Raw genomic sequence first — 11,891 nt, 5'->3', positions numbered from 1 at the left:
CCTTACTTGTTGAGGGAGTCGAGAGAAGGGCCGAGGATCCAGCTGGCGATCTCTCGGATCGCGCCGTCGCCACCGGACACGGTGGTGACCGCGCGTGCGGCGCCGCGCACGACGTCGTGGGCGCTCGCGACCGCCACGGGCCAGCCCACGAGGGCGAAGCACGGGAGGTCGTTGACGTCGTTGCCGACGTAGAGCACGCGCTCCGGCGCGATGCCCTGCTCCTCGCACCACTGCTTCAGCGCGAGGTCTTTGCGGTCGATGCCGTGCAGGACCGGGAGCCTGAGCTTCCGGGCGCGGGCGGCGACGACCGGGTTCTGCTCCGTGGAAAGGATCAGCATGTGCAGGCCGCTCTTGCGCAGCGCCGCGATGCCGAGGCCGTCCCCGCGGTGCACGGAGACGAACTCCTTTCCATCGGCGTCGATCAGCACCCGGTCGTCGGTCTGGGTGCCGTCGAAGTCCAGGACCACCGCGTCGACGTCGTCGGCGGTCGGGAGGGCGCCGGGCCGGTCCGCGTCGAACAGCGGGGCGAGGGCGCGGGCGCGGGCGAGGTCGTGCGGGTCGTCGATCTCCAGCACCCGGGCCGGGTCGGTGCGCACGAGTTCGGTGCGGCCGAAGAAGCGGTGCTGGTGCGTGCGGAAGCCCGCCGCCTCCATCGCGTAGGCGGCGCCGGTCTCCAGGAGGTCCTGGGGGCGGTCCTGGCGGCGGGGGCGGAAGGACTTGTCGTGGTTGACGCCGTAACCGCCGGTGGTCTCCTCGGAGGTGGCCTCGGTGTCCGCGTCCCGCCAGATGAAGCCGTGGAACGGTGCCACGGTCACCGCGGTGTCGGCGCCGTTCTCCACGACCGCCGAGGCCACCCCGTCGATGTCCTCGCGGGCGAGGAAGGGGCTGGTGCACTGCACCAGCAGGACGACGTCGACGGGCGACCCGTGCAGGGCCTCGTGCGCGTCCATGGCGTGCAGGACCGCGGCCTCCGAGGTCGCCGTGTCGCCGGCGATGGCGGCGGGCCGCAGCACGACCTCCGCGCCGGCCTGGCGGGCCGCGGCGGCGATGGCCTGGTCGTCGGTGGAGACCACGACGTCCGTCACCAGCCGGGTGGCCCGGCACTCGCGCACCGCCCGCGTCACCAGCGGGACACCGCCGACGGGGGCGAGGTTCTTCGCGGGCACGCCCTTGGAACCGCCGCGCGCGGGGATCACCGCGAGCACCCGGCGCACCGAAGGACGGTGGTCGGTCCGCGAGTTGGTCATGGGGTCTGCTCCTTGGCGTGGGGTCGGGCGGCTCACAGCTCGCCCATCCGCCGGATGACGGGGGCGACCCGCTGCACGCCGTGCCGGTAGGCGCCGCGCGCCGCCCGGCGCACGATCTGCCGCACCGGGCCCGGCTCCCTGTCGGCGGCGGGGGCGCCGGGCAGCGGGGTGCCGTCCGGGCCGAGGTGGTGGCGGGCGAGGATGCCGGGCAGGTAGCCGGGCGCGGTCGCGGGTGTGTAGTACGGGGTCAGCGGCGGCAGGCCGCCGGGCCGGTCGAGCAGCTTGGTGAGGCGCTCGCGGGCCGCGTCGAAGGCGTGGGCGTACGAGCCTTCCCCCGAGGCGGGATCCACGGCCGCGACGCCCTGCCGGGCCACCCACTCCTCGTCGGGCTCCGGGCGGTGGCCGTCGTCGAGCTGGTCCCAGGAGGCGAGGCAGCCGGAGCCGACGAAGTGGTGGTTGCCGAGCGTCTCGCGGATCCCGAGGTCGGTGAGGACGACGGTCGGGATCCGGCGGTGCAGGGATTCGAGGGCGGCCGTGGAGCTGACGGTCACCAGCAGGTCGGTCCGGTCCAGGACCTCGCCCATGTGGCCGTAGACCATGCGGAAGTTGGCCGGCGGATCGAGCCGCTGCACCAGCTTCTGGTAGGGCAGCTCCTCGATGTGCGTGGTGTGTTCGCCCGGCTTGGAGCGCAGCTTGAGCAGCACCTCGCGCTCCGGGTGCAGCCGCGCGTGCCGGACCAGCCGCTCCAGCAGGTACGTACGGTCCCTGCGGCTGTCCGGTACGGACGGCTGGGCGGCGAACACCACCGTGCAGGGGTCGTGCTCACCGGTGTAGGGGGCCCCGCCGAGGAACGGCAGCGCCACCTCGGTCACCGACGAGGCGTCGGCGCCCACCCCCTCGTACACCGCGCGGAAACGCTCCGCGTCCTGGCGGGAGTTGGCGAGGACGAGGTCGGCGCCGTGCCGCAGCAGCAGGCCGTCGGCGAGCTTCTCGTAGACGACGCCGACGTAGCCGGTGACGACGGCGGGCCGCTTCTCCCGGCCCTCCCACACCCGCTTGAGGCCGTGCAGCATCGCCTGCACGCCGCCGCCGACGAGGGCGAGCACGACGATGTCGTACGACTCCTCGGCCATGGCGCGCAGGAACTCGACGGCCGTCACCTCCCGCAGGGAGTCGGCGCGCACGCCCACCTCTTCCAGCTGGCGGGCGGTGGGCGTGGACCGGCCGCGCAGCAGGAATCCGCTCAGCGCGGGGCGGACTTGCGCACCCTCGCGCGATGCGGCTTCGATGGACGGGCCCGGAGCGATGCGGTCCGCGGTCAGCGCACCCCATTTCCAGCGGGTGTCCGAGTCCGCGAGGACGGCGATGCGCGGGGACTTCGTTGTACGTGACGGCACGCCTCAGACGCTAGAAAGCAATTTCTAGGTCCGGCCCAACCCTGACGCAACGAAAAGTTAACAACAGCCCACCGAGAGCCGAACTGGCCCGCCGGAAAGCGGAAAGTACACGGGATGCACCGTTCCGACACACGGAGTTCACCCCCTGTACGCGCACCGGAAAGTTCCGCAGCCGGGCGGCCTTCTAACGTTTCGCAGGTGCCAAAGCTTTCCGTGATCGTGCCGTTCTACAACGTGCAGCAATACGCCCCGGACACCCTCAGAAGCCTTCGACTGAACGCTCGGCGAGATTTCGAGTTCGTACTGGTCGACGACACATCCAAGGACGGGACCCCGGCCCTCCTCGAACGCGCGGCCGAGGAGTTGTCGGACGTCGCCCAGGTCCGCCTCGTCCGCCACGAGGAGAACGGGGGACTCGCCACCGCGCGCAACACCGGCCTGGACGCCGCGCGGGGCGAGTACCTGACGTTCCTGGACGGCGACGACTGGCTGGCTCCCGGATACCTCACCGAACTGGTGTCGGCCATCGAGGAGCTGGGCTGCGACTTCGTCCGCACCGACCATGTGCAGGCCACCGCCCGCGCCCGGACCGTGCACCGGGTCCCGGTCGGGCGCCGCCACGAGGTCATGGACCCGCGCGAGGCGATCCTGCCCGCCGACCGGACGACCTCCGTGGACTACGCCTACGCCTGGGCCGGCGCCTACCACCGCCGCCTCCTCGACAAGGGGCTGCTGCACTTCACCGACGGGCTGCGCACGGCCGAGGACCGGCCGTGGATCTGGAAGCTGCACCGCGAGGCGGAGTCGTTCGCCGTGGTGAGCCTGCTCGGCCTGTTCTACCGGCGCGGGGTCGCCTCCTCCCTCACCCAGATCGGCGACGCCCGCCAGCTCGACTTCATCCGCGCCTTCGACCAGGTGATCGAGGAGACGGCGTCGGACCCGGACGCCGACCGGCTGCTGCCGAAGGCGGTGCGCACCTACTGCGCGATCATCGCCCACCACCTGTCCGACGAGTCCAAGTGGGAACCGGCCGTGGCCAGGCAGCTGCGGACGATGAGCGCGGCGGCGATACGGCGCATGCCGCAGGACGCGCTCGGCGACGTACTCGAGACCATGGACATGCGCCGCTCCGCCAGGCTGCGGCGGCTGCGGCGCCGGGTCACCACAGCGAAGGCGGCCGCCTGATGCCCCGTACCAGCCCCCGCACCACTTCTCGCACCACTTCCCGGACCACTCAGATCTTCTGCGCCTCGACGCTGTACGGCGCCGCCACCCTGGCCGCCGCGATCGACTCCGACCTGTTCACCGAGCCGGACCGCCGGGTGCTGCTGGTCCTCAACAACGCCACCAACCCGGAGACCACCCCGGCGCTCGACCGGATGCCGGGCTTCGAGCCGCTGCGCAGCCACTTCGACGAGGTGCTGTCCTGGAACGAGGCCATCCGTCCCTTCCACCCGGGGGCCTGGGCCCCGCGCCCCGACGACATCCCGCTCTTCGAGCGCTATCTGCGCCTGCTGTGGGGCCTCGGCGACGACCGGGTGGAACTGGTCCTGGAGTCCATCCAGGTCACCCCGGCCCTCACGGTGGCCCAGCTGTTCACCGGCGCCCCCGTCGACGTCTACGCCGACGGCCTGATGAGCTACGGGCCCACCCGCAACAAGCTGGACCCGCTGGTCGGCACGCGCGTGCGGCGGCTGCTGCACCTGGACCTGGTGCCGGGTCTGACGCCGCTGCTGCTGACCGAGTTCGACGTGCCCGCGCACGTGGTGCCGACGGACGCCTTCCTGAAGGTGATGGGCGAGCTCACCGCCTCCCTGGCCCAGCCGCCGGTCCTGCCGGACAACGCGGCGCTGCTGCTCGGCCAGTACCTGTCCGCGCTGAACATCCTCTCCCCCGAGGCGGAGGAGGAGCTGCACGTGCGGATGATGCGGGGGGCGGTCGCCCGCGGGCACACGTCCGTCGTCTTCAAGCCGCACCCCACCGCGCCGGCCCGCTACAGCCGCGCCCTGGAGACCGAGGCCCGGAAACTGGGCGTGGACCTCACCGTCCTGGACACCCCCGTACTCGCCGAGGTGCTGTTCGAGCAGGCCCGGCCCGCACTGGTCGTCGGCTGCTTCTCGACCGCGCTGTTCACCGCCTCCGCGTTCTACGGCCTGCCGGTCGCCCGGATCGGCACCGAGCCGCTGCTGGACCGGCTGACGCCCTACCAGAACAGCAACCGGGTGCCGGCGGTGCTGGCGGACGCCGTGCTGCCGGACCTGGAGGGCCGCGAGGGGGAGGAGCCGATCCCGGCCGACGAGCTGAACGGCCTGGTCACCGCGGTCGGCTTCAGCATGCAGCCGCAGATCTACCCGTCCCTGCGCCCGGCGGCGGAACGCTATCTCTCCCGGCGTTTCGGCCCGCGCACCCACCGCTACTTCAAGCGCAAGCGGCTCACCTCGCTCGGACTGCCCGGTGGCATTCCGGAACGGCTGGCCTTTCTGCCCCGCAACGCCACGGCACGCCGGGTGGTGCGGCGGGCGCGGGCCCTGAAGAAGGCCGTGCGCCGCTGAGCGAACACGGGGTGAATTCCGGGCCGCTTGAGAATGTCACCCCGGAAAAGGACCGGCTTGCGCGCGCATGTGAGCCGGGCCTTTTCCGAATGTTCCGGAGCCGATGACAGGCCAAGGCCACGAAGGCGGCTTTACGATCGCGTGATGCGTATCCCCCAGCTCGAAGAAGCCAATGCCCGCATGCTGGCCCACGCACCATCCGTCCGGCCGGTCTCCACCGGCGACATCATCCGTGTCCACCGCAAGAAATTCCCGTACCGGGGCTTCGCGGAGATCGACTCCCCGTACTGTCCGCCGTTCGTCATGTTCTGCGTGAACGACGACGCGGTCGCTCTCGACACCCTGTGGAACGGGCACTTCGGCTATGAGCCGGGCACCCTCGCCACCTGGGCCCGGCTGGCCGCCGCCAGCACGACGATCGCCGACGTCGGCGCCCACGTCGGCTATTTCTCGGTGATCGCCGCGCTCGCCGGCCCGCGGGCGACGGTGCACGCGTTCGAGCCGGTGGACCAGGTCCACGCCCGCCTCTCGGTGAACATACGGTCGAACAACGTGCAGAACGTCCGGCTCCACCAGGCCGGGGTGTCCAGCGAGCCGGGCTGGGCCGACATCAGCGTCCGCTTCGCGGGCAACCTGCTCTCGACGGGCTCGACCCTGGAGCACGCCGCCGCCGACGCCCAGCTCAAGCGCGTCCGACTGCTCACGCTGGACGAGGTGTTCGCGGACACCAGGCTCGACCTCGTGAAGATCGACGTCGAGGGCCACGAGCTGCCGGTGCTGCGGGGAGCCCGGCAGGTCCTCAGGCGGGACCGGCCGGCCGTGCTGCTGGAGGCGCTGGCCGGCGCCCCCCTGGACCCGCTGCTCGCCGAGTTCGGCCCGCTCGGTTACGACGCCCACTGGGTCGCCGAACGCGACGGGGAACTCGTGCCGTCGTCCGCGCCCCGGCCGCCGAAGACGCGGAACCTGTTGTTCACGCCGCAGGAGTAAATCCTTGCGCACAGCCCCCGGAGCGAAGAGAAACAGGGAAGTCGGCTGCCGGACGGGGGCAGTTCGGCCGGGGTTCACAAAGGCTCCATAGCTTCCCCCAATGCGCCAGACAGCTTTCGGGTCCGTCCCGTTCGAATCCGCGGTCGGCCCGGTATGACCCAACAGGACATACGACCGCCCGTCTCCGCCCCCGCCCCGGCTCCCGTCGCGCTCGCGGCGGTGGAGCCGGGGCCCGCCCGGCGGCCGCTGATCTCGTACGTCCTCCCGGTCTACAACGAGCAGGACGGCATCGCCGCCTTCCACGCCGGGCTGACCGCCGCGCTGGCCGGCCGCCCGGACCTCGACGTGCGGCTGGTGTACGTCAACGACGGCTCCACCGACGGTTCGCTCGCCCTCCTCAGGGAGTTCGCGGAGCACGATCCGCGCGTCCAGGTCGTCGACTTCGCCCGCAACTTCGGGCATCAGATCGCCATCACCGCGGGCCTCGACCACGCCGGGGGCGACGCGGTGATCGTGATGGACACCGACCTCCAGGACCCGCCGCAGGTCAGCCTGGAGCTGGTCGACGCCTGGCGCGAGGGCGCCGACATCGTGCACGCGCGCCGGCGCAGCCGGCGGGACTCCGCGTTCAAACGGGCCACCGCGCACCTGTACTACCGCGTCCTGCGCGCCTGCACCGACGTGGACATCCCGCTGGACACCGGGGACTTCCGGCTGCTGGACCGCAAGGTCGCCGACGAACTGCGCAAGTACCGCGAGCGCAGCCGCTTCGTGCGCGGCATCGTCGCCTCGATGGGCTACCGGCAGACCGAGGTGGCGTTCGACCGCGACGAACGGTTCGCGGGCGAGACCAAGTACCCGCTGCGCAAGATGGCCCGCCTCGCGGTCGACGGCGTCACCAGCTTCTCCACCGCCCCCCTGAAGATGATCACCCGGCTCGGTTTCGCGGTGCTCGCGCTGTCGCTGGCCGGCATCCTCTACGCGCTGGCCATGAAGTTCTTCCGGCCCGAGATCACGGTCTCCGGCTGGACGATGCTGATGTGCGTGGTGCTGTTCCTGGGCGGCACGCAGATGCTGTCCCTCGGCGTCATCGGCGCGTACATCGGGCGCATCTACAGCGAGGCGCAGGGACGGCCGCTGTACCTGGTGCGCGAGGTGATCGGCGCCGACGGGCGGAGCGGTGACGGTGACCGCTGAGACGACCGTGGCCCCGCCCCCCGCCGAAACCCGCACCCTGCGCCAGCTCGTCCGCTACACCCTGATCGGCGGCAGCGGGGTCGCCCTCGACCTCGCCGCCTTCCTGCTGCTGCACAACCTCGCCGGGATGGACGAGCAGCTCGCCAACGTCCTCAGCACCACCCTCGGCATCGCCAACAACTTCGTCCTGAACGCGCTGTTCACCTTCGGGCGGCGGGACCGGATCGTACTGCGTCTCCTGCGTTTCTACGCCGTCGGCCTGACCGGTATCGCCCTGACGTACCTGCTCTTCTGCGTCTTCACCGACGCCCTGGGGATCGACGCCAACCTGGTCAAGGCGGGCTCGCTGCCGCTGGTCCTGGCGCTCCAGTTCGTGCTCAACAGGAAGTGGAGCTTCGCATGAACCTCGGCATCATCGGCGCGGGAGCCACCGGCCTGACCGCCGCCTGGGACGCCGTACGCGCGGGCCACCAGGTGACCCTCCTGGAGGCGGCATCCGAACTCGGCGGTCTGGCGGCCTCGCTGGAGGTGGGCGGAGTCCCGCTGGAGCGCTTCTACCACCACATCTTCCGCAGCGACCAGGCGATGATCGCCCTGATCGAGGAGCTGGGCCTCGGCGACGCGCTCCGCTTCCACCGGCCGGCCACGGGCATCTACCGGGGCGGGAGGCTGATCGACTTCACCACCCCGTTCGACATGCTGCGGTTCCCGGAGTTCTCCCCCCTCGACGCGGTCCGCTTCGCCGGTTCGTCGGCGGTGCTGAAGGCGGTCCGCAGCGGTGAGCGCTTCAACGACCTCACCGCGCTGGCCTGGCTGCGCCGCTGGGCCGGCAAGAAGGCCACCGCCTCCGTCTGGGAGCCGCTGCTGCGGGGCAAGTTCGGCGACCGTGCCGAGCGGGTGTCGATGGCGTGGCTGTGGGCCCGTATCCACTGCCGGACCTTCGAACTCGGCTATGTGGACGGCGGTTTCGAGCGGGTGTACGCGGCGCTGCGGGACGGCGTCGAGGAGCGCGGCGGCAAGGTGGAGTTCGGCAAGGCGGTGCGGTCCATCCGGCAGGACGACGACCTCGCGCCCGCCGTGGTGACCTGCGAGGACGGTTCGGCGTACGCGTTCGAGCGGCTGATCGTCACGACCCCGCAGCCCGCCTTCGCCACGGCGGCCGGGCTGCCCGCCGACCACGCGGTGTGGAAGAACCAGTACCTGGGCGCGACCTGCTTCGTGCTGGAGCTGGACCGCAGTGTGATCCCGTACTACTGGCTCAACATCAACGAGCCGGACTTCCCGTTCCTCGCGGTGGTCGAGCACACGAAGATGATCGACCCGTCCGTGTACGGCGGCCGGCACATCCTCTACGTCGGCAACTACGTGGAGCGCGAGGACTGGCGCTTCACGACGGAACCGGCCGAGCTGCTGGCGAGGTTCCTGCCGTACCTGCGCCGCGTCAACCCGGACTTCGACGAGTCCTGGATCTCGGACTGGCACTTCTCGAAGGCGGGCTTCGCGCAGCCGGTCGTCACCCCCGAGTACCGCGCGCTGATCCCGCCCCACGAGACCCCGATGAGCCGGGTCACCCTGGTCACGATGGCCCAGATCTACCCCCAGGACCGGGGCCAGAGCTACTCGGTGGCCCTCTCCCGCGAAATCACCGGCTCACTGGGGCTGCGCTGAGGCCCAAGGCCGCGCACCGCACTTCCCTCGGAGGGCATCGGTTCGGTACAGCACCTGTTGGAGCGCGAGGGGCGCACGAAGGGCGCGGGAGTCGGGCGGATGTGTCGCGCTTGGGGCGCCTGTGCCGTAGGAGTGCACAAGAGCCCCGACCGCCACGGAACGATCGGGATCTTGTCCGGGGTCGGGTGTCCATCCACTCCGTGCGGCGCTCGTGCATCACCGGGAGTTCCCGCACGCACGCACGGCAGCGTACAGAAGGGTCTCGCCCTCGTCGCTCTCGTACTCGTACGCCGCGATCAGGACACCCGGGCGGTCGGTGGGCGCTGAGGCAGGGTGGTCACGTCCCGCTGCACGTCCGAGACGATGCCTTCCTTGTCCGCGTCGCCGTCCCGTACCTGGTCCCCCACCCACGCCTCCGGCTGCTTCCCGGTCACTGGGCCGGCCCGCACTTCAGCTCCCCCCAGACCTGCTTGCCCCAGTGGTACAGATCGGTGCCCCAGCGCTCCGTGACGGCGTCGACCAAGAGGAGACCACGGCCGCGGATCTGGTCGCCGCCGGAGTCGGTCCGCATCGTCGGGATGACCTTCGAGCGGTCGACGACGCCGACGCGGACCCAGTTCTCGGCGGGGCGGGAGACGATCACGCGGATCGTGGGGAGGCGGCCGTGGTGCACGGCGTTGGAGACCAGCTCGGTGATGACCAGGGTGGCGTCCTCGATCAGTTGTTCCAGGCCCCAAGCGGTCAGGGCCGTACGGACGAGCCTGCGGGCGACTGCCGCGCTCTCCGGCACACGATCGAGCGTCTCGGAGTATCCGGGGTGCCCCGTGGGGCGTGGCGTTGCCGTCACAGTCATCAGGACCTCGGGGTGTGGTGCGATGTGGCCTTACCCCGAGTGAACGGCTCCGGACCGTCCGCAGACAGGAAGAATCCCCCCGCTGCGCATCCGCGCCGACCGGAAATTTCCGCGCGACCGCCGCGCGCTGATGAGGACTCACTACCGTGGGTATGTGGAGGGGAACGAGAGCCTCAACAGCGCCATGCGGGAGAGTGGGCTCACCCAGGTCGAACTGACCGACAGGGTGAACGCTCACCTGATCTGCGCCGGGCACGAAGGCACGGTCAGCGACCGCACCGTCCGCAACTGGCTCACCGGAAGAACGAGGTGGCCCCACCCCAGGCAGCGCGAGGCGTTACAGGCAGTGTTCGGCTGTACCGCCGAGGAACTGGGCTTCAGCCCTCCAGCGAGACAGCGACGCCCCCCGACCACTGCGGAGGACCCCGTGAGGCGCAGGAACTTCCTCACAGCCGCCGGCGGCACGACTGCTTCCGTCGTGGTCCCCTACGTCGGCGCCCCTCCCCGGGTGGGCACCTCCGACGTCGTCCGGCTCCGCAGCGGCCTGGATTCCCTGATGGCCCTGGACGACACCCGAGGAGGCCATGAGGGGTTGGAGCAAGCCGCGTTGGCCGGCGCCGCCGAGGCCCTGGCGAAGCAGAAGCTCGGGGCCACTCAGCGGGTCCGGCTCCGGCTGTTCTCGGTGGCCGCCGACTACACCGCCACGGCCGCCTGGAGCGCCCTGGACGCCCGTCAGCCGGACCGCGCCCACGCTCTGCTGGGCAAGGCCCTGTACCTGGCCGGGATGGGCCGGGACCCCGTGGCGGAGCTGAGGGTCTGGAACTCCTACGCGATGCTGGCCCACCAGCGCGGGGAACACGTGGAGGCCGTCGACTCCGCCCAGGCCGCCCAGTCCGCCTCGATCACCAAGAGGGACCCGCTCTTCGCTTCCCTGGCCCACGCCCGTACGGCCATCGGTCACGCGAACCGCGGGGATCGCCAGGCCGCCGTCCGTTCCCTGGGGCACGCCCAGGAGGCTCTGGGCAAGGCGGACCTGGCCCAGCCCCGTCCGAGCTGGACCGCCTTCTACGGGCCCGCTGAGCTGACCGCCATGACTGCGATCGTCCGGGACCGGATCGGGGACTCCGCCGAGGCTGAGGCGGCCTCCCACAAGGCCCTCGGGACGATCCCCGAGCAGTTCCGCAGGAACCGTGCCCTGGCCACCACACGGCTCGCCCTCGCCCAGCTCCACCAGCGGGACATCGACCAGGCCTGCTCCACGGCCTCCAGCGTCTTCGAGCTGACGAAGGGCTCTCCGATCCCCGGCCGGACGCGTTCCCTCCTGGGCGACTACTACCGGGACCTGATCACGCTTGCGCCGGACGCGGCGGTCGCACAAGAGTGGGGAGACCGCTACCGCGCCGAATGGAGGCGAACTTGAGCGCCGCCGGTCTGGACGTCCGTCGCTTCACCCACGACGACCTCCCGCAGATCCGCCAGGCCCTGATCGACGTGCACGCCGACGCCTACGCCGACGCGATGGACGACGAATTCAACCAGCGCTTCCCCTGGTTCGTGGATCATTGGGGCGGTAACCCGGACTTCACCTGCGTGATCGCCTTCGACGGAGACGAGCCGGTGGCCTTCGCCTACGGAGCTCCGGCCACTCCGCAGCGGGAGTGGTGGCGTGAGCAGTTGAATCCCGCTCCGGAGAAGAGCCGGACGTTCTCCTTCTCAGAGCTGGCCGTCCGCACGAAGTGGCGGAAGACCGGGACGGCGGAGCTGGTGAGCCGGGCACTTCTGGCCGACCGCGACGAGGACCTCGTCGTCCTGCTCGTCGACCTCAGACACCCCCGGGTCCAGGCCACATACGAGTCCTGGGGCTTCCGCAAGGTCGGAGACCGCCAACCCTTCCCGGATTCCCCGGTCTATGCCGTCATGCTCGCGGAACTGCCGTTGGGACAGGGCCTGCGACATCGTCCCCAAGGCGCCGGGAGGGAGTCATGACGGA

The 11,891-nt window shown here is 71.0% G+C and carries 11 protein-coding genes; 8 read left to right on the top strand and 3 right to left on the bottom strand.

What is annotated here, in order from left to right; genetic code table 11:
• Positions 1–2 precede the first annotated feature (2 nt).
• Together ACWD0J_RS05805 and ACWD0J_RS05800 are read right to left on the bottom strand one after the other, a co-directional pair.
• The gene (locus ACWD0J_RS05805; RefSeq protein WP_451494495.1) at positions 3–1,247 is read right to left on the bottom strand and encodes a cytidylyltransferase domain-containing protein; all 1,245 of its coding nucleotides are present in this window, start codon (positions 1,245–1,247) and stop codon (positions 3–5) included.
• A gap of 32 nt (positions 1,248–1,279) precedes the next feature.
• The gene (locus ACWD0J_RS05800) at positions 1,280–2,644 is read right to left on the bottom strand and encodes a DUF6716 putative glycosyltransferase (RefSeq protein WP_451494494.1); all 1,365 of its coding nucleotides are present in this window, start codon (positions 2,642–2,644) and stop codon (positions 1,280–1,282) included.
• A gap of 198 nt (positions 2,645–2,842) precedes the next feature.
• Between ACWD0J_RS05800 and ACWD0J_RS05795 the strand changes: the two genes are divergently transcribed.
• The 6 genes from ACWD0J_RS05795 (at position 2,843) to ACWD0J_RS05770 (ending at position 9,048) form a co-directional block, all read left to right on the top strand.
• Positions 2,843–3,829: a glycosyltransferase family 2 protein gene (locus tag ACWD0J_RS05795; RefSeq protein WP_451494493.1), complete on the top strand. Its 987-nt coding sequence runs from the start codon at positions 2,843–2,845 to the stop codon at positions 3,827–3,829.
• Positions 3,829–5,196, top strand: coding sequence for an alpha-2,8-polysialyltransferase family protein (locus ACWD0J_RS05790; protein WP_451494492.1), 1,368 nt, complete (start codon positions 3,829–3,831; stop codon positions 5,194–5,196). The genes ACWD0J_RS05795 and ACWD0J_RS05790 overlap by 1 nt, the downstream gene beginning before the upstream one ends.
• Positions 5,197–5,340: 144 nt before the next feature.
• Complete coding sequence (locus ACWD0J_RS05785) at positions 5,341–6,183, top strand: FkbM family methyltransferase (protein WP_451494491.1); 843 nt, start codon at positions 5,341–5,343, stop codon at positions 6,181–6,183.
• A 153-nt stretch (positions 6,184–6,336) separates the two neighbouring features.
• Positions 6,337–7,380 carry a glycosyltransferase family 2 protein gene (locus ACWD0J_RS05780; RefSeq protein WP_451494490.1) on the top strand — a complete coding sequence of 348 codons (1,044 nt, stop codon included), beginning with the start codon at positions 6,337–6,339 and terminating at the stop codon, positions 7,378–7,380.
• On the top strand, positions 7,370–7,783 hold the full coding sequence (locus ACWD0J_RS05775; RefSeq protein WP_451494489.1) for a GtrA family protein: 414 nt from the start codon (positions 7,370–7,372) through the stop codon (positions 7,781–7,783). The genes ACWD0J_RS05780 and ACWD0J_RS05775 overlap by 11 nt, the downstream gene beginning before the upstream one ends.
• Entirely contained in the window at positions 7,780–9,048 is a 1,269-nt protein-coding gene (locus tag ACWD0J_RS05770; RefSeq protein ID WP_451494488.1) for an NAD(P)/FAD-dependent oxidoreductase, read from the top strand. Before ACWD0J_RS05775 ends, ACWD0J_RS05770 begins: the two co-directional genes overlap by 4 nt.
• Before the next feature lie 430 nt (positions 9,049–9,478).
• Here the strand turns inward: ACWD0J_RS05770 and ACWD0J_RS05765 are convergent, their stop codons facing one another.
• Positions 9,479–9,838 carry an ATP-binding protein gene (locus tag ACWD0J_RS05765; protein WP_451494487.1) on the bottom strand — a complete coding sequence of 120 codons (360 nt, stop codon included), beginning with the start codon at positions 9,836–9,838 and terminating at the stop codon, positions 9,479–9,481.
• Between the two features lie 490 nt (positions 9,839–10,328).
• On the opposite strand from ACWD0J_RS05765, the gene ACWD0J_RS05760 reads away from it, so the two are divergent.
• A complete protein-coding gene (locus ACWD0J_RS05760) occupies positions 10,329–11,321 on the top strand; it encodes a hypothetical protein (RefSeq protein ID WP_451494486.1) in 993 nt (330 codons plus the stop codon).
• Positions 11,306–11,887 carry a GNAT family N-acetyltransferase gene (locus ACWD0J_RS05755; RefSeq protein WP_451494485.1) on the top strand — a complete coding sequence of 194 codons (582 nt, stop codon included), beginning with the start codon at positions 11,306–11,308 and terminating at the stop codon, positions 11,885–11,887. The genes ACWD0J_RS05760 and ACWD0J_RS05755 overlap by 16 nt, the downstream gene beginning before the upstream one ends.
• Positions 11,888–11,891 lie beyond the last annotated feature (4 nt).

It is taken from the genome of Streptomyces sp. NPDC003011 (genome assembly GCF_053591515.1).
The sequence above is the reverse complement of the archived record's forward strand: the minus strand, read 5'-3'. Positions and strand labels throughout refer to the sequence as shown.

Coding starts and splice junctions, on each gene's coding strand:
- ACWD0J_RS05755 (WP_451494485.1), top strand. CDS start 11,306: ATGGAGGCGAACTTGAGCGCCGCCGGTCTGGACGTCCGTCGCTTCACC.
- ACWD0J_RS05770 (WP_451494488.1), top strand. CDS start 7,780: ATGAACCTCGGCATCATCGGCGCGGGAGCCACCGGCCTGACCGCCGCC.
- ACWD0J_RS05785 (WP_451494491.1), top strand. CDS start 5,341: ATGCGTATCCCCCAGCTCGAAGAAGCCAATGCCCGCATGCTGGCCCAC.
- ACWD0J_RS05780 (WP_451494490.1), top strand. CDS start 6,337: ATGACCCAACAGGACATACGACCGCCCGTCTCCGCCCCCGCCCCGGCT.
- ACWD0J_RS05790 (WP_451494492.1), top strand. CDS start 3,829: ATGCCCCGTACCAGCCCCCGCACCACTTCTCGCACCACTTCCCGGACC.
- ACWD0J_RS05805 (WP_451494495.1), bottom strand. CDS start 1,247: ATGACCAACTCGCGGACCGACCACCGTCCTTCGGTGCGCCGGGTGCTC.